Raw genomic sequence first — 17,135 nt, forward strand, 5'->3', positions numbered from 1 at the left:
CGGGCGTCGGGTCAGTACCAGTTCTTCAGGACGCTGTGCGCCTTGGCGCCGCACGGGGTGCCGTAGCGCGAGTCGATGTAGCCGAGGCCCCAGGTGATCTGCGTTGCGGGGTTGGTCTGCCAGTCGGCGCCGGCGGACGCCATCTTGCTGCCGGGCAGCGCCTGCGGGATGCCGTACGCGCCGCTCGGGTTGTACGCGTTGGTGCGCCAGCCGGACTCCTTGTTCCACAGGTAGTCGAGGCACGCGAACTGGTCGTCGCCCATGCCCTGCGACGCGAGGATGCTGCGGGCGATGCCGCGCGCGCTGCCGGGATCCGGGACGGCCACCGGTCCGCCGGAGGACGGGGACCCGCCGGACGCCTTGGCACCGGTACCCGATCCCGAGCCGGTCGACGGAGCGGGAGCGACGACGGGCGGGGGCGGTGGCGGCGGCGGGGCGACGGACTGGAAGCCCGGCTCGATCTCGACCGTCGTCTCCGCGGACGCCACGGTGAGCGTCTGGGCGTCGGCCCGGGCGAGCTGGGCGACCGTGGCCTGGTACTCCTGGTACTGCGGGTTCGCGACCGCGCCCGACGTGGGATCCACGACGTTGACCAGCATGAACGCGGCGGCCGCGCCGAAGGCGATGGTGGGGGCCGCCACACGGGAGAACGCCGATCGGCGTCGGCGGACGGGCCTCGGAGCGGCGGTGAGCGGCTGGCGAGGGGCGAGGTCGTGCGCGTGTCTACCCATAACTCCGCTCGACTTTACCCATCCGTTACCTCGATGGCGAGTCGAGAGCCGGATCGGGGGCGTCCTGCCAGGCGCGGATGCGGTGGAGGAACCGTGGGTCGCCTCAGCGGACGGCGTTCATCACGTCGACCACCGCGTCGAGGAGCAGGTCCACCTGCGCCTCGCGATAGCCGCCGCGACACGGGTGGAAGGCCACCGTGCGCACGTCGTCGACGCTCATGGGCTTCGTGCCGCGGAAGTACTTGGCGACGCGGTCCGCGAAGCGGTCGACCTCGCGGCGGTCGTACCCGGTCGTGAGGAGCCCCGCCCGGTCGAAGCGCTCCCCCGCCGGACGGCTGACCCGGTCGAGGATTTCCTGCGCCGCCCGTCGCGCCTCCGCGTTCCAGGCGTCCGCGCCGACGCGGGCCACCGTGCGGTCGCGCTCGCGCACCGCGAAGGCGTCCTCCAGGCGCTCGAGCACGCGGTCGACCGCGGCGGCCGAGTAGCCGCCACGGCGCATGTCGAAGGACACGCGGCGGATGGTCTCCGAGGTGAGGGAGCGGTCGGCCTCGTCGTCGTAGCAGCGGCGCGCGTCCTGCAGGAAGGCGTCGACCTGCGCGGGGTCGTAGCCGCGCTCGCGGCGCCCGGCGGTCGGGAAGGTGGTGGTCATCCGGGACATCCTACGAGGGAACGCCCTGGACGATGAGGAACAGCGCGTAGGCCACGGCGGCGGACGGGAGGATCGAGTCGAGCCGGTCGAGGAACCCGCCGTGGCCCGGCAGCCAGGAGCTGATGTCCTTCACGCCGAGGTCCCGCTTCATCAGCGACTCGGCGAGGTCGCCCATCGTCGCGGTCACGACGATGACGAGGCCCATGACCACGCCGAACCACCACGGCTGGTGGATCATGAACTCGGCGACGAGGACGCCGGCCAGGACCGCCGCGACCGCCGCACCCGCGAACCCCTCCCACGTCTTCTTCGGGCTGATCGTCGGGGCCATGGGGTGCTTGCCGAAGTTGAGGCCCGCCGCGTATGCGCCCGTGTCGCAGCAGACCACGAGGATGAGGAACGCCAGCGTCCACCACTCGCCGCCGTCCTCGGCCGTGAGCAGGACGGCGAACGACCCGAGGAGGCCGACGTAGGCGAGCAGGAAGAGGCTCGAGCCGATGTCGCCCGCGAGCGCCCGGGAGGACGTGCGTCGGGCCGGTACCGCCTGCTCGACGACGCGCCACAGGGCGAGGCCGGCCATGGTGCCGAGCAAGCCGAGCCACTGCCCGTCGGGCCGCCAGAGGTAGGTGAGCGGCAGGTAGGCGACCACCGCCACCACGGACCCGACGCGCGGCACGCGCCGACCGGCCTGACGGAGGGCCGTCGCCAGCTCGTACGCCGTGAACGCGATGAGCGCCATGGCGATCAGGACGAACAGCTCCTTCACCACGACGAGGCTGACGAGCACGACCCCGCCGAGCAGCAGGCCCACGGACACGGCGAACAGCAGGTTGCGTCCGGTGCGCGCGTTGATGCGGTCGTTCGTCGCCTCCAGCGAGGCGCGGGTCGCCCGCACCTGGGCGGTGAGGTCGGCACGCGTCGCCTGCACCTGCGCCTCGAAGTCCGCGCGGGTCACGCGGCCGCGGTGCCGCCGGATCCGCGGAGCGCCGCCGGGCCCCGTCGCGGGCGGGACGACGGGCGCCCGCTCGGCGGGATCGTCGGGGCTGTCCACCTAGACCTCGAGGAGTTCGGTCTCTTTGCGCTTCAGCGCGTCGTCGACCTGGTCGGTGTGCGTCTTGGTGAGGGCCTCGAGCTCCTTCTCACCACGGGACACCTCGTCGTCGCCGACCTCGCCCTTGAGCGCGTCCAGCTCGTCCTTGGAGCGGCGGCGGATGTTGCGGACGCTCACGCGCCCCTCCTCGGCCTTGCCGCGGACGATCTTGACGAACTCCTTGCGGCGGTCCTCCGTGAGCTCAGGGAGCGTGAGGCGGACCATCTCGCCGTCGTTGCCGACGGTGGCGCTGAGGTTGGGGACGTTCACGAGCGCCTTCTCGATCTCCCTGAGCGCCGTCTTGTCGTAGGGCGTGACGATGAGCGTCCGCGCCTCCGGGTTGTTCATGCTGGCGAGCTGGCCGAGCGGCGTGGGGCTGCCGTAGTACTCGACGAGGACCTTCTGGAAGAGGGCGGGGTTGGCGCGGCCCGTGCGGACGGATCCGAAGTCCTCCTTCACCGACTCGACGGCCTTGCCCATCCGGTCTCGGGCATCTGCGAGGACTTCGGCGACGGTCACGGGATCTCCTTCGGTAGCGCGGACGCGGCAGGCGCCCGATCGATCTTAACGCGGATGGGGAGGCCATCCCGCCCGGCGCGGCCGCGGGGCCGGCGGGCGGACGACCTCGTCAGTTGGAGACGATGGTGCCGATGCGCTCGCCCCGGATGGCGCGCGTGACGTTGCCGCCGGGCTCCATGCCGAAGACCACCATCTTCATGTCGTTGTCCATGCAGAGGGAGAACGCGGTCGAGTCGACGACCTTGAGCCCCTGCTGGAGCGCGTCCTGGTAGGTGAGCGTGTCGAGGAGCGTGGCGGACGGATCCGTGCGCGGGTCCCCCGTGTAGACGCCGTCGACGCCGTTCTTGGCGACGAGCACCTCGACGGCCTGGATCTCCAGCGCGCGCTGGGCGGCGACCGTGTCGGTGGAGAAGTACGGCAGACCCGCTCCGGCGCCGAAGATGACGATGCGGCCCTTCTCGAGGTGGCGCTCCGCGCGACGCGGGATGTAGGGCTCGGCGACCTGGGTCATCGAGATGGCGGACTGCACGCGCGTCGCCGCACCGGCCTGCTCGAGGAAGTCCTGGAGGGCGAGGGCGTTCATCACGGTGCCGAGCATGCCCATGTAGTCGGCGCGGCCTCGGTCCATGCCCCGCTGCGAGAGCTGCGCGCCGCGGAAGAAGTTGCCGCCGCCGACGACGATGGCGACCTCGACGGCCTCTGCCGCCTCCGCGATCTCGCGCGCCAGGGCGCTCACGACGTCCGGGTCGACGCCCATCTGGCCGCCGCCGAAGGACTCCCCCGAGAGCTTGAGGAGGACGCGGCGCCTGGTGGTCTGATCGGTCATGGTGCTGTTCCCGTCCCTCGGTCGGAGCCGCATCAGGCCCCGGTCCAATCTACTGTGGCGCCAGGGTGGGGACGACGGCGGATCACGCCGCCGTCCGGGCCCGGGCATGGCGAAGGGAGCCCGGGTCGCGATGACCCGGGCTCCCCGTGGTGGTGCTACGCGCCGACCTTGAAGCGGGCGAAGCCCGTGATCGTGAGGCCCGCGGCCTCGACGACCTTCTTGACCGACTGCTTGTTGTCCTTCGCGTAGTCCTGCTCGAGGAGCGCGACCTGCTTGAAGAAGCCGGTGAGGCGACCCTCGATGATCTTCGGCAGGGCGGCCTCGGGCTTGCCCTCGTTGCGGGAGATCTCGGTGACGATCGCGCGCTCGGCCTCGACCTTGTCCGCCGGGACGTCCTCGCGGGCGAGGTACTCCGGGTCGGCGAACGCGATGTGCTGCGCGATGCTGCGGGCCGTCTCGGCGTCGGTGCCCGAGTAGTCGACGACGACGCCGACCTGGGGCGGGAGGTCCTTCGACGTGCGGTGGAGGTAGACCTCCTGGTGCTCGCCGGCGAGGCGGACCACGCGGCGGAGCGCGATCTTCTCGCCGAGGATGGCGGCCTGGTCGCTGATGAGCTGGTCGACGGTCTGCTCGCCGGCGGGGGCCTGCAGGGCCTCCTCGACGGTGGACGCGCCGGCCGCGACGACCGCGGCGAGGACGGACTCGGACAGCGCGATGAACTTGTCGTTCTTCGCGACGAAGTCGGTCTCGCACGCGAGCTCGATGAGGGTGGCGGCGCCGCCCTCCTCGGATGCGGCGACGAGGCCCTCGGCGGTGGAGCGGTCGCCGCGCTTCGCGTTGCCCTTCTGGCCCTTGAGGCGCAGGATCTCGATGGCCTTCTCGATGTCGCCGTCGGCCTCGACCAGCGCGTTCTTGCTGTCCATCATGCCGGCGCCGAGGCGGTCGCGCAGCTCCTTGACGTCAGCGGCAGTGAAGTTCGCCATGCTCATGGACTCCTTCTGTAGGTGATGATCCGGGGGTGTCCCGGTGGTGAGTGCCCGACGGGCGGGCGCGGTTCCCCGCGCCCGCCCGTCGGGATGGTGCGTGTGGCGGACTACTCGGAGACAGGGACCGTCGTGGAGGGCGCTGCCTCGGCCTCGGTCGCCTCGGCCTCGATCTTCGCCTCGGTGGCGTCGTCGGACTCGGGGGCGTGCACGGGGGCGGGGACCTCGTCCTCGGACTTCGCCTCGTTCTTGGCGGAGACCTCGGCGTCGACGTCGTTCTCCTCGACGGGCAGCTCGGCCTTGGCGGCGTCGCCCTGCTCGAGCAGCTCGCGCTCCCAATCGGCCAGCGGCTCGGCGGGCGCGGAGCCCTCGGCGTCGGGCTTCTGGTGGCGCTGGATGAGGCCCTCGGCGGCGGCGTCGGCGATGATGCGCGTCAGCAGCGCGACGGAGCGGATCGCGTCGTCGTTGCCCGGGATCGGGTACTGGACCTCGTCCGGGTCGCAGTTGGTGTCGAGGATGCCGATGACGGGGATGCCGAGCTTGCGCGCCTCGTCGATCGCGAGGTGCTCCTTCTTGGTGTCCACGACCCACATCGCCGACGGCGTCTTGGTCAGGTTGCGGATTCCGCCGAGGCTCTTCTCCAGCTTGTCGCGCTCGCGACGCTGGATGAGGAGCTCCTTCTTGGTGAAGCCGCGCGTCGTGTCGTCGAAGTCGACGAGGTCGAGCTCCTTGAGGCGGTTGAGGCGCTTGTGCACGGTCTGGAAGTTGGTCAGCAGACCACCCAGCCAGCGCTGGTTGACGTAGGGCTGGCCGACGCGCTGCGCCTGCTCGGCGATGGACTCCTGCGCCTGCTTCTTGGTGCCGACGAAGAGGATGGTGCCGCCGTGGGCGACGGTCTCCTTGACGAAGTCGTAGGCCTTGTCGATGAGGGCCAGCGACTGCTGGAGGTCGATGATGTAGATGCCGGAGCGCTCGGTGAAGATGAAGCGCTTCATCTTCGGGTTCCAGCGCGTCTTCGGGTGACCGAAGTGGACGCCGCAGTCGAGCAGCTGGCGGATGGTGACGACGGCCATGGCCGTACTCCTGTTCCGGCGCGCGCTCGCGCGGCGCGCCTCGTCGGTTCGCTCGGCGGTCGGGACGACCGCTGATCCTGGTGCCCGGCGCGCATCCGCTCCTCGAGCGACAGGGATCATCGCCGGGAGGAGACCGAGTGGATGCGGAGGCCTGATGGGCACGCGTAGTCACCCGACCTGGATCGGGTGCTGGTCGATGGTACCACCCGCGGAGCGGTCCGCCGGGTCAGCGGCGCGCGGCGTCCTTGCGCTTCTTGGGCTTGTCGACGAAGAGCGTCTCGGCCTCCTCGAGCGACATGCCGTTGGTCTCCGGGATCTTCATGAGCACGAAGACGAACGAGAGGGCGGCGAACGCCGCGTACATGCCGTAGGTGAAGGGCAGCGAGAACGCGGAGAGCGCCGGGAACGAGACGGTGATGACGAAGTTGGCGATCCACTGGGCCATCGCGGCGACGCCGAGCGCCTTCGCGCGGATGCGGTTCGGGAAGATCTCGCCGAGCAGCACCCAGACGAGCGGGCCCCACGAGGCGCCGAAGCCGATGACGAAGACGTTGGCCGCGATGATCGCGATGACGCCGAAGGGCTGCGGCAGCGCCACCTCGCCGTCGACGGTCGCGGACTGGCTGAAGCAGACGGCCATGACGGCGAGGGACACGGCCATGGCGAGCGAGCCGGTCAGGAGGATCGGTCGGCGGCCGATGCGGTCGACCAGGGCGATGGCGATGAAGGTGACGGCGACGTTGGTGACGGCCGTGATGACCGAGGTGGTGAGCGACTGGGACTCGTCGAAGCCGACGGCCTGCCAGAGCGTCGTGGAGTAGTAGAAGATCACGTTGATGCCGACGAACTGCTGGAACACGGACAGGATGATGCCGATCCAGACGATGCCCTGCAGGCCGAACTTCCGTCCGCGGAGCGTGCCGGTGCGCTTGGCGACGCGGTCCTCCTCGATCTGGCGCTCGAGGTCGCGGCTGGCGCGGTCGATGTCCTCCTGCTTCCAGACGCTCGCGAGGATCGCCTGGGCCTCGTCCTTGCGGCCCTTCTCCACGAGGAAGCGGGGCGACTCGGGGAGGCGGAAGGCGAGGAAGCCGTAGACGATGGCGGGGATGGCGCAGACGAGGAGCATCCAGCGCCAGGCCTCCAGGCCGAGCCAGAAGCCCTCGGACGCGCCTCCCGCGGCCCCGGCGAAGACGGCGTCGGAGAGCAGGGCGGTGAAGATGCCGAGCGTGATCGCGAGCTGCTGGAGCGACGCGAGCCGGCCGCGGAGGAGCTTCGGAGAGATCTCCGCGATGTACGCGGGGGCGACGACCGACGCGATGCCGATGCCCAGTCCGCCGATGACGCGCCAGATGGTGAGGTCCCAGACGCTGAACGCGAGACCGGAGCCGAACGCGCTGATGAAGAAGAAGAACGCGCCCGCGATCATGGTCCAGCGCCGTCCGAAGCGGTCCGCGATGCGACCCGCGAGGTAGGCGCCGAGCGCGCAGCCGAGCAGGGCGCTCGCGACGGCGAGTCCGATGAGCGTCTCGCTCAGCGCGAACCGGCCCTGGATCGCGGAGACCGCGCCGTTGATGACCGAGGAGTCGAACCCGAAGAGGAAGCCCCCCACCGCGGCGGAGACCGCCAACCCGATCGCGCGTCGCTGGAGCTTCTTCTCATCCCGGGGGGTCGTCGTCTCGTTCACAACGGACCACTCTGCCACTTCTCCGCGGTGCGGGTCGCCCGGCGACGCCCGTGCTAGCGGGCCCGCATCCTGGACCGCGTGACGTCGGCGCGCGCGGCGTCGACGAGCGGGAGGCGGGAGCGGATGCGGGCACAGGCGGGACGGGCGAGGGCGCGAGGGGCGGACCGGGCGGGACGGGTGAGAGTGCGAGGGGCGGACCGGGCGGGACGGGCGGGATCGGCGGGGGCGGAAGCGTCGGGGCATCGGGTGGCGCTGGCAGAGGGTGCCGGCGGCGCGTGGCGGGGACGGAGGGGGACGGTCCGAGCGGCCCGCGTCGTGGTCGCCGCCCTCACGACGGCATGCGCCCTCGCCGTGGGGCCTACCTGCCCGAGCGAGACGGCGGTGGCGCTCGGGGCCGTCCCGCGATCGCACGCGATGCGCGCGATCGGCGCGGAGCGGTGGACGACGCCGACCGCAGGCGCGGCCTCAAGTGCGGCCGTAGCCGTTGGTGCGGCCTCATGCGCGGCCGTAGCCGTTGGTGCGGCCTCATGCGCGGCCGTAGCCGTTGGTGCGGCCTCATGCGCGGCCGTAGCCGTAGCCGCGGATGACGGCAGCGCGGGTCGCGGGTCCGGTGCCGAGGGTGCCGACGGCGCATCCGCGTCGTCCGCGTCGTCCGCGTCGTCCGCGTCGTCCGCGTCGTCCGTGGCGCCCCGGTGGCGGTGGCCGGTGCGCCCTCCGCACACGGTCACGCGCCCCTTCTCGCCGCCGGCCACCGCGTACGGCCCCGGTCATCGCGGCGTCGACATCGCCGCGGATCCGGGCGCCGAGGTCCTGGCGCCCGCCGACGGCACGGTGTCGTTCGCGGGCGTCGTCGTCGATCGACCCGTCGTCAGCATCCGTCACGCGGACGGGCTCGTGTCCTCGGTGGAGCCCGTCGTCCCGACCGTCTCCGCCGGGGAGCGCGTGTCGGTCGGGCAGGTCATCGGGACCGTGGCCGCCGCGCCCCGGCACGAGCCCGACGGCGGCGTGCACCTCGGGGCCCGGCTCCACGGCGAGTACGTGGATCCGGCTCTGCTCCTCGCGTCGCTCCGCCACGCGGTGCTGCTGCCGCTGGACCCCTGAAGCGTCCGGCCCGTGCATCGGCGCGCACGGACCAGGCGACCGCGACGGCCCGGTGGCCCGCGGCGACGGACGCCGCCGGACGGGCGCGTCGCGCGCGAGCGCTCCCCGCTCCGGCATCCGACGCGGGCACGCGTGCGTCCACGCGCTGCCGCAGACGCGCCCGCCGCGTCTCAGGCGCGCGGGTGCGCACCCGCGTAGCTGCGGCGCAGCCGGTCGACGGAGACATGCGTGTAGATCTGCGTGGTCCCGAGGCTGGCGTGCCCGAGCATCTCCTGCACGGTGCGCAGGTCCGCCCCGCCGTCCAGGAGGTGGGTGGCCGCCGTGTGCCGGAGCGCGTGCGGCCCCTGCGGCCCCGAGCCGGGGATGCCCTCGAGCAGCGACGCGACGAGCCCGTAGACGGCGCGCGGACCGAGACGCCCTCCGCGGGCGCCGAGCATGAGGGCGCTGCCGGTCCGCGGGGTGACGAGATGGGGTCGGCCGCGCGTGACGTAGGCGTCCAGCGCCTCGGCAGCGGGCACGCCGAACGGCACGACGCGCTCGCGGTCGCCCTTCCCGACGACGCGAGCGGTCAAGCGCGACGGATCGATGTCGCCGAGGTCGAGGCCGATGAGCTCGGACACGCGGAGCGCCGAGGCGTACAGCAGCTCGACGACGGCCAGGTCACGCAGGGCAGCCGGCTCGTCCTCCGCGGCGCGCGCGGCGAGTCCGTCGAGGAGGGCGGACATCTGCTCGCGGGCGAGGACGCGCGGGAGATGCGTCCCGGCGCGGGGGGCCTTCAGCCGCGCCGCGGGATCGGCGTCGATCCGCCCCTCCCGCAGGAGCCATGCGCAGAATCCCCGGACGGCCGCGGAGCGTCGTGCGAGGGTGGCGGGGGCGAGCCGCGCCTGGGATCCGCGCCACATCCAGTCCCTCAGCAGCTCGAGATCGAGATCGGCGGCGGCGGTGACGCCCTGGCTGGCCGCATGCGCGGCCAGGTCCTGGAGGTCAGACGCGTAGGACCGCACGGTGTTCGCCGAGCTGCCCCGCTCCAGCCGGAGCGCGACGCCGAAGCCGTCGATGTCCCGCTCGAGGGGGGTGCGACCGGTCCGAGGCGTCTCCATGCCCGAAGGCTACGGTCTCCTCCCCCGCACGCCGACGCTCCGCGCCGGACGAGGGGCGTCGCCCGTCCGCATCCGGCGCGGTCCCGAGTCATCGCGAGGACGGACGACGGACCCAACCCCCGTCCGGACGCGCGACGTGGCCCTCGAGCTCGAGCCGTCCGAGGACGGACGACGTCTCCGCGATGCCCAGACCCGCCTGGGAGGCGACCTCGGAGGTCTCCCGCGCTCGCCGGGTGCTCAACGCGTCGAGGACGCGTGTCACCCGCGGGTCGGCCACGGCGTCCGCGCTCGACGTCCGAGCGCGCCCCGCCTCGTCCGGAGACGGCCCGGACGGACGCGGGGCCGGCGCGTGCGACGGGAACGTCCGGGGCCCGGCAGCGGCTCCCGCAGGATGCCGCGTGACGTCATCGGGTCTCGACGCGCGGACGACGCCCGCGTCCTCCCACGCGCCTCCCCTGTCGGCCGGGACGAGCTCCATCGCATCCTCCGCCGAGGTGATGCACACGGCTCCGGACTCGCGGATCAGCCGGTGGCAGCCGGACGAGGAGACGCTCGTGACGGGTCCGGGCACGGCTCCCAGCGGTCGCTCCAGCGCCAGCGCGTGGTTGGCCGTGTTGAGCGATCCGCTGCGGGCCCCCGCCTCCACGACCACCGTGGCGGCACTGACGGCGGCGATCAGCCGATTGCGCAACAGGAACCTCCAGCGAGTGGGCGAGGCGCCGCAGGGCAGCTCGGACACGAGCGCCCCGTCCCGGCGCATCCGGCCGAAGAGCTCCGTGTGCCCCGCCGGGTACAGGCGATCGACGCCCCCCGCGAGGAAGGCGACGGTCCTGCCTCCGGATGCGACGGCCGCTCGGTGAGCGACGCCGTCGATGCCGTAGGCCCCGCCCGACACGATCTCCATGCCGCGGTCGACGAGCCCGCTGGCGAGCTCGGCGGTGACGTGCTCGCCGTACCCGGTGGCGGCACGGGCGCCGACGACCGCGACGGATCTCGGGAGGGCGGCCAGAGCCCGCTCCTCGCCGGTCCACCAGAGGACGAGCGGGGCATGCGGCCCGAGGTCGTCCGCGCCGTCGGGCCACGCCGGGTCCCCGGGCACGAGCACCCGAGCGCCGACGGCGCGGGCCGCGTGCAGCCTGGCCATCGCCTCGGTGCGCACGACACGCGGCCTCCACCGCTCGAGCGCGGCGCGCACCTCGTCGACGAGCGCATCGCGGCCGTCGGCCTCGAGGACGAGTCCGGCGTCGACCATGCGACCCACGACCCCGTCCGCGGACCGCACGTCGACCACGGCAGCGAGGGCGCCCGCCGCCCCGAGGACCCCGACGACCGCACCGGCGACGCGGTCACCCGGCTCCGCGATCCCGGACCAGGTGCAGCGCGCCACGATCTCGGGCGCATCGTCTCCGTCGCCGACGCCGTCGGTGGGGGCGGTCGGCCGGAGGGCCGCCACGAGCTCCCGCGCCTCCGCCGCGGACATCCCGAGCCGCGCGACCGTCCGAGCCCGTGCATCGCCGGGTGCGGGCGCGCGCTCGAGGCCCGCGAGGGGTTCGGTGCGCTCGCCGTCCGGCGCGGCGCCCACGTCCACGCCGCCGTCGGTCACGATGCGCCCCGCAGGAGGAGGGCGCGCCCGAGGTGGTCGGCATCGGGGCGCGGGGCGCCGTCGAGGTCGGCCAGCGTCCACCCGATGCGGAGCACGCGGTCGTAGCCGCGCATGGTGATGAGCCCGCGGTCGAGGGCGCGGTCGAGCGAGGCGGTGGCCCCGCGGCCGAGGCCCGCCTCCCGCCGGAGCCAGGGCCCGGACGCGTGGGCGTTGAGCCGCCACGGCGTCCCGGACCAGCGCTCGGCGGCGGCAGCGCGGGCGACGGCGACGCGGGCACGGCCGGACTCCGTGGTCGTGCGAGGAGCCCCGTCGGCGGCTCGGTGGACGGCGCTCGTGACCCGGCGCACGGTGAGCCGGATGTCCATGCGGTCCATGAGCGGTCCCGACAGGCGGGCGAGGTACCGGCGGCGGGCCTGCGGCGGGCACGTGCAGTCGGCGCCGGGCACGCCGAACGACCCGCACGGGCACGGGTTCGCGGCCATGACCAGCTGGAAGCGGCCGGGGAAGTGGGCGACGCCGTTGGCCCGGTGGATGCTCACGACCCCCGACTCCAGCGGCTGCCGCAGGCAGTCCAGCACCGCCCCCGAGAACTCCGGCGCCTCGTCGAGGAACAGCACTCCCCCGCTGGCCCGGACGGCGGCTCCGGGTCGGATGCGGCCGCTGCCGCCGCCGACCAGGCCGGAGGCGCTCGCCGTGTGGTGCGGTGCCTCCAGCGGCGGACGCACGGGCAGCTCCGGGCCGAGCTGGTCGCCGCACAGGGAGCGGACGCAGCCGACCTCGAGCGCCGCCTCCTCGTCGAGGTCGGGCAGGAGACCGGGCAGCCGCTGGGCGAGCATCGTCTTGCCCGCGCCAGGTGGCCCGAGCAGGAACATGTGGTGGCCACCGGCCGCCGCGACGACGAGCGCGTCCACGGCCTCCTCGTTGCCCACCACGTCCCCGAGGCACGGCCTCGGATCGGCCGTCCCCGGCTGGACGGCGGCCGATGCCGGCGGGCCGTGGACGACATCGCCGGCGTCCGGCTCCGGTTCCAGCTCCGCGCCATGGTGGATGGCCGCCTCGCGCAGGCCGGACACGGCGACCACCCGCATGTCCGGCACGAGCGAGGCCTCGTCGGCGTGGCACCGCGGCACCATGACCCGCCGGCATCCCGCCCGACGGGCCGCGAGCACCGCGGGGAGCACGCCGTGCGTGGGACGCAGCCGCCCGTCGAGCCCCAGCTCGCCCAGGTGCACCGTGCCAGCGACGGACTCGGCCGACACGGATCCGCCGGCGGCCAGGACCGCCAGGGCGATGGCGAGGTCGAAGCCCGAGCCGTGCTTGGGCAGGACGGCCGGCGAGAGGTTGACGGTGACGCGTCGGACCGGGAACTCGCATCCGGCGTTCCCCGTGGCCGCCCGGACGCGCTCCCGCGCCTGGCTGAGCGCGGCGTCCGGCAGCCCGATGAGGACGAAGCCGGGCAGCTGGCTCGTGATGTCCGCCTCGACGTCGACGAGCGACCCGTCGAGGCCGGAGAGGGCGACGGCCAGCGTGCGTCCGACGGCCATCAGCAGGCGCTCCGCACGACATCGACGGTCGGCTCCGCGCCGGGAGGCCACATCACCCCCACCACGTCGATGCGGACCGGGCCGCGATGATCGGGATGCTCCTGGCACCACAGCCCGGCGAGCACGCGGAGCCGCGCGGCCTTGACGCGCGTCACGGCCTCCAGAGGATGCCCGTATCCGAGGCCCGCGCGGGTCTTCACCTCCACGAGCACCGTGGTGCCCGCGTGGCGCATGACGAGGTCGATCTCCCCCTCGCGGCACCGCCAGTTGCGCTCGACGAGGGTGTACCCCCGTTCGATCAGATGCCGTGCGGCGAGCTCCTCGCCGCGTCGTCCCAGGTCCTGCGTGCGTGTCATGGGCACCTCCGCGAAGAGGATGCGCGATGCGCGCGGAGACGGACGTGGTCCGGGACGGGATGGTGCCGGATGGGCGGAGCCCCCGCCTGGGGAGGGAGCGACGCGCCCTACTCGTCGATGGCGAGCTCCTTGGGGAGCTCGAACTCCTTCGCCGACAGCTCCTCGACGTTGACGTCCTTGAAGGTGAGCACGCGGACGGACTTCACGAACCGGTCGGAGCGGTACACGTCCCACACCCACACGTCGGTCATGGTGAGCTCGAAGTAGAAGTCGTGCTCCGTGTCGCGTCGCACGAGATCGACCTCGTTGGCGAGGTAGAAGCGCCGCTCGGTCTCGACCACGTACGTGAACTGGGACACGATGTCCCGGTACTCCCGGTAGAGCGCGAGCTCCACCTCGCGGTCGTAGTCCTCGAACTCGTCGTCATCCATGGTCCGTCGATCCTAACCGCCCCCGCGGCCACCGTCGTCCGGCCGGGGCCGACGCCGGGCCCGCGCCGCATGACACGCGACCCGTGCGCCGCATCCGCTCCTGAGGGGACGGGGCTCAGACGCCCGGGGCCGCCAGCACGCCCGTGAGCCAGGTGCGCCGGTGGATCGGCGACGCCCCGCTCGCCCGGATCGCGTCCAGGTGCGCCGGGCTGCCGTAGCCCTTGTTGCCGGCCCAGCCGTACTCGGGCGACTCATCGTGCCATGCGGCCATCAGGCGATCGCGGTGGACCTTCGCGAGCACGGACGCCGCCGAGACGGAGGCGCAGTCGCGGTCCGCCTTGACGCGCAGCCGCACCGGCACCGGATGCGCGAGGGCGGGCGTCAGCCAGTCGTGCGACCCGTCGAGGAGGACGACGCTGTCGAGGAGGGGCACGCCGAGGTGGTGCAGCTCGACGAGCGCGCGGCGCCCGGCGAGGCCCAGGCACGCCGTGATGCCGAGCGAATCGACCTCCTCCGCCGATGCCATGCCGACGGCGGAGTGCCGCACCCAGGCGGAGACGAGGGGGTGCAGGGCCTCGCGGCGCTTCTCGCTGAGCATCTTCGAGTCGCGCAGGCCCACCGGGAACGCGCCGGCGTCGTAGCCGACGGCCGCCATGCCCACCGCGACGGGGCCGGCCAGGGCCCCGCGCCCGACCTCGTCGCAGCCGATCACGAGCGCCGATCCCGCGCGGAGCAGCTCGCGCTCGAGGTCGAGGGTCGGATCCGCGACCGGCATCAGCCGGCGGGGACCGCGTCCGGCACGTCGCCGAACGTCTCGGGGTGGTCGCCCAGGATCGTCCAGCGGTCGATGGGCCACGTGATCACGAACGCGCGGCCGACGACGTGGTCGATGGGCACGAACCCCCTCGTCGGCCCCTCCTGGTTGTAGCGGGAGTCCGAGGAGTTGCCGCGGTTGTCCCCCATGACCCAGAGCGAGTCCGCCGGGACGGTGACGTCGAAGTCCACGTCGGATGCCCGTGTGACGCCCGGGACGAGCTTGATGTAGGGCTCGTCCAGCGGGACGTCGTTCACGCTCATCTGACCGAGGGAGTTGCAGCAGAAGACGTGGTCTCCCGGCAGGCCGATGAGGCGCTTGATGAGGTGGTCGTTGCTGTCGGACGCGGACAGCCCCACCGTCGTGAGTGCCCAGTCGACCGCGGCGGCGATCGGCGGCTTGTCGACCTGGGGTGAGGGCGTGAGCCACCCGCCCGGATCACGGAACACGACGACGTCGCCCCGTTGCAGCGGCATGAGGCGCGGGGTGAGCTGGTTGACGACGATGCGGTCGTTGATCTGCAGCGTGTCCTCCATCGATGCGGAGGGGATGTAGAACGACCGGATCAGGAACGCCTTGATCAGGACCGATACGAGGAGGGCCACCACGAAGATGACGAGGACGTCCCGGAGGAACGTCTTCCATCCTCGGGACCCGCTGCCGCTGTGCCTGCCCGAGGACCTGGTGTCCGCGGGCGTCGTGCTATCTGTCATTTAACCGCCTGAGCTCCCGGCAAGTGTAGATGCCGGGAGCTCGGTCGGAGGACAGGTGGGGATGCGCTAGGAGCGCTTCTCCTTGATCTTCGCCTTCTTGCCGCGCAGGTCGCGCAGGAAGTAGAGCTTGGCGCGACGCACGTCGCCGCGCGTCACGACCTCGATGTGGTCGATGACCGGGGAGTGCACCGGGAAGGTGCGCTCGACGCCGACCTGGAAGCTGACCTTGCGGACGCAGAACGTCTCGCGGACGCCCTCGCCCTGACGGCCGATGACGATGCCCTGGAACACCTGGATGCGCGAGCGGCTGCCCTCGACGATGTTGACGTGGACCTTGACGGTGTCGCCGGCGCGGAAGTCGGGGATGTCCGACCGCAGCGACGCCTGGTCGACGGAATCGAGGATGTGCATGGTGTACCGCTCTCTGCAACCGCCACGGGTCGACTGCGCATCAATGTCTGGAAGGGGAACGGCCCGCACGAGTGGCCGACTCCCCCGTGGCAGGGTCGGCGGCAGGCACGATCGCTCATTCTGCCACCTCGGGCGCGTCGAAAGCAAAGCGCCGGGCCGAAGGGGGGCGCGGATCAGTCGAGGCGGATGGTGCGGCCCGCGTCCGGCCCCTCGGCGGCCTTCCACTCCGGCGGACGCGGCTGGGCGTCGCGCTCGATCGTGGAGAGGACGTCCTGCATGCGCTGCCGGGTCTCCACGAGCAGCTGGCGGACGGCCAGGACGAGGAGCGCGACGACCGAGAGCACCGCCAGGACGGCGCACCAGGTGCTCACGAGGGAGTAGGTGCCCGTGCCGATGACCGCGACGGTGGTCACGCCCAGCGCGACCGCGTCGAGGGCGGACAGGGCCCGCGACTCGCGCACCGACCGGCGGGCGCGCACCAGCCCGAGGCCCGCGACGAGCGCGACGCCGAGGGCCCCGGCCGCGATGATCACGAGGAGCAGCTCCCAGCCGCCGGAGCCGAAGGCGGCCCAGCCCACCAGGAGCCACGCCGGGAGCACGACGACGGCGAGGGGCTGCCAACGGTGCAGCGCGCGACGGAGGGCGAGGGCCGGGGACTGCTGCATGACCCCATGGTAGGAGCGGAACCTGGGCGGTGCGGAGGCTCCGCGGAGCCCCTCGCGTAGGATCGACCGGGTGATCGAACTGCGAACGCCCGCCGAGATGGACCAGATGCGACCCGCCGGGGAGTTCGTGGCGAAGGTGCTCACGACCCTCGCCGCCCAGGCGGACGTGGGGGTCAACCTGCTCGACCTCGACCGCGCGGCGCACCGCATGATCCGCGAGCGCGGCGCCGAGTCCTGCTACATCGACTACCACCCGTCCTTCGGCGCGAGCCCCTTCGGGAAGGTGCTCTGCACCTCCGTGAACGACGGCGTGCTGCACGGCCTCCCCCACGACTACCGGCTGCAGGACGGCGACCTCCTGAGCCTCGACTTCGCCGCGTCGGTGGACGGCTGGGTCAGCGACTCGGCGGTCAGCATCATCGTCGGCACCCCGCGACCGGAGGACGTGCGTCTCATCGAGGTCACGACGGCCGCGCTCGACGCGGGCATACGCGCCGCGCAGCCCGGGGGCCGCACCGGCGACATCTCCGCGGCCATCGGCGCCGTCGCGACCGAGGCGGGCTACTCCGTCAACACCGACTTCGGCGGCCACGGCGTCGGCCGCACCATGCACGGCGACCCGCACATCGCGAACCAGGGCCGTCCGAACCGCGGCGTGCCGCTGCGCCCCGGCCTCGTCATCGCCATCGAGCCGTGGTTCCTGCAGAGCACCGACAAGATCCGCACGGACGAGGACGGGTGGACGCTCCGGAGCGTCGACGGCTCCCGTGGCGCGCACATGGAGCACACGGTCGCCATCACGGAGGACGGCCCGCTCATCCTCACCGCGCGCTCCTAGCGAG

19 protein-coding genes are annotated in these 17,135 nt (G+C 72.9%); 2 read left to right on the forward strand and 17 right to left on the reverse strand.

The genetic code is table 11. The features are described 5' to 3' along the window. Positions 1-11: 11 nt before the first annotated feature. The 8 genes from PED38_RS06410 to PED38_RS06445 form a co-directional block, all read right to left on the reverse strand. Positions 12-731, reverse strand: coding sequence for a hypothetical protein (locus PED38_RS06410; protein ID WP_063072680.1), 720 nt, complete (start codon positions 729-731; stop codon positions 12-14). A 103-nt stretch (positions 732-834) separates the two neighbouring features. Further along, positions 835-1,380 carry a DivIVA domain-containing protein gene (locus PED38_RS06415; protein ID WP_270980380.1) on the reverse strand — a complete coding sequence of 182 codons (546 nt, stop codon included), beginning with the start codon at positions 1,378-1,380 and terminating at the stop codon, positions 835-837. Between the two features lie 10 nt (positions 1,381-1,390). Continuing rightward, entirely contained in the window at positions 1,391-2,431 is a 1,041-nt protein-coding gene (locus PED38_RS06420) for a phosphatidate cytidylyltransferase (RefSeq protein ID WP_270980381.1), read from the reverse strand. Beyond that, positions 2,432-2,950, reverse strand: a complete 519-nt coding sequence (gene frr / locus PED38_RS06425; RefSeq protein ID WP_270980534.1) for a ribosome recycling factor — start codon at positions 2,948-2,950, stop codon at positions 2,432-2,434. A 148-nt stretch (positions 2,951-3,098) separates the two neighbouring features. Beyond that, positions 3,099-3,815, reverse strand: coding sequence for a UMP kinase (gene pyrH / locus PED38_RS06430; protein ID WP_270980382.1), 717 nt, complete (start codon positions 3,813-3,815; stop codon positions 3,099-3,101). A 155-nt stretch (positions 3,816-3,970) separates the two neighbouring features. Further along, positions 3,971-4,798 (reverse strand): translation elongation factor Ts, encoded by an 828-nt coding sequence (gene tsf / locus PED38_RS06435; RefSeq protein ID WP_063072780.1) that lies wholly within the window; start codon positions 4,796-4,798, stop codon positions 3,971-3,973. A 110-nt stretch (positions 4,799-4,908) separates the two neighbouring features. Further along, positions 4,909-5,871, reverse strand: coding sequence for a 30S ribosomal protein S2 (gene rpsB, locus PED38_RS06440; RefSeq protein ID WP_063072676.1), 963 nt, complete (start codon positions 5,869-5,871; stop codon positions 4,909-4,911). Positions 5,872-6,097: 226 nt separating this feature from the next. After that, the gene (locus PED38_RS06445; protein WP_063072675.1) at positions 6,098-7,555 is read right to left on the reverse strand and encodes a sugar porter family MFS transporter; all 1,458 of its coding nucleotides are present in this window, start codon (positions 7,553-7,555) and stop codon (positions 6,098-6,100) included. Between the two features lie 705 nt (positions 7,556-8,260). Between PED38_RS06445 and PED38_RS06450 the strand changes: the two genes are divergently transcribed. Further along, positions 8,261-8,656, forward strand: coding sequence for a murein hydrolase activator EnvC family protein (locus PED38_RS06450; RefSeq protein WP_270980386.1), 396 nt, complete (start codon positions 8,261-8,263; stop codon positions 8,654-8,656). A gap of 170 nt (positions 8,657-8,826) precedes the next feature. Here the strand turns inward: PED38_RS06450 and PED38_RS06455 are convergent, their stop codons facing one another. The 9 genes from PED38_RS06455 to PED38_RS06495 all read right to left on the reverse strand — a co-directional run bounded on the left by PED38_RS06455 (position 8,827) and on the right by PED38_RS06495 (position 16,293). Then, entirely contained in the window at positions 8,827-9,756 is a 930-nt protein-coding gene (locus tag PED38_RS06455; RefSeq protein WP_063072673.1) for a tyrosine recombinase XerC, read from the reverse strand. Positions 9,757-9,844: 88 nt separating this feature from the next. Continuing rightward, positions 9,845-11,236, reverse strand: coding sequence for a DNA-processing protein DprA (gene dprA, locus PED38_RS06460; protein ID WP_442870655.1), 1,392 nt, complete (start codon positions 11,234-11,236; stop codon positions 9,845-9,847). Positions 11,237-11,355: 119 nt separating this feature from the next. Continuing rightward, the gene (locus tag PED38_RS06465) at positions 11,356-12,903 is read right to left on the reverse strand and encodes a YifB family Mg chelatase-like AAA ATPase (RefSeq protein ID WP_270980388.1); all 1,548 of its coding nucleotides are present in this window, start codon (positions 12,901-12,903) and stop codon (positions 11,356-11,358) included. Further along, complete coding sequence (locus tag PED38_RS06470) at positions 12,903-13,259, reverse strand: YraN family protein (protein ID WP_063072671.1); 357 nt, start codon at positions 13,257-13,259, stop codon at positions 12,903-12,905. The genes PED38_RS06465 and PED38_RS06470 overlap by 1 nt, the downstream gene beginning before the upstream one ends. A gap of 107 nt (positions 13,260-13,366) precedes the next feature. Then, complete coding sequence (locus tag PED38_RS06475) at positions 13,367-13,690, reverse strand: DUF2469 domain-containing protein (protein ID WP_063072670.1); 324 nt, start codon at positions 13,688-13,690, stop codon at positions 13,367-13,369. Positions 13,691-13,805: 115 nt separating this feature from the next. After that, entirely contained in the window at positions 13,806-14,465 is a 660-nt protein-coding gene (locus PED38_RS06480; RefSeq protein ID WP_063072669.1) for a ribonuclease HII, read from the reverse strand. Next, a complete protein-coding gene (gene lepB / locus PED38_RS06485; protein WP_063072668.1) occupies positions 14,465-15,217 on the reverse strand; it encodes a signal peptidase I in 753 nt (250 codons plus the stop codon). Before lepB ends, PED38_RS06480 begins: the two co-directional genes overlap by 1 nt. 66 nt (positions 15,218-15,283) lie before the next feature. Continuing rightward, a complete protein-coding gene (gene rplS, locus PED38_RS06490) occupies positions 15,284-15,628 on the reverse strand; it encodes a 50S ribosomal protein L19 (protein WP_063072667.1) in 345 nt (114 codons plus the stop codon). Positions 15,629-15,801: 173 nt separating this feature from the next. Continuing rightward, positions 15,802-16,293 (reverse strand): hypothetical protein, encoded by a 492-nt coding sequence (locus PED38_RS06495; protein ID WP_270980389.1) that lies wholly within the window; start codon positions 16,291-16,293, stop codon positions 15,802-15,804. Between the two features lie 70 nt (positions 16,294-16,363). Here PED38_RS06495 and map point away from each other — a divergent pair, with 70 nt between their 5' ends. Next, complete coding sequence (map, locus tag PED38_RS06500) at positions 16,364-17,131, forward strand: type I methionyl aminopeptidase (RefSeq protein ID WP_270980390.1); 768 nt, start codon at positions 16,364-16,366, stop codon at positions 17,129-17,131. The last annotated feature ends 4 nt before the right edge of the window (positions 17,132-17,135 follow it).

Source organism: Clavibacter sp. CT19 (assembly GCF_027858075.1).
In the GTDB taxonomy this organism is placed as follows: Bacteria; Actinomycetota; Actinomycetes; order Actinomycetales; family Microbacteriaceae; genus Clavibacter; species Clavibacter tessellarius_A.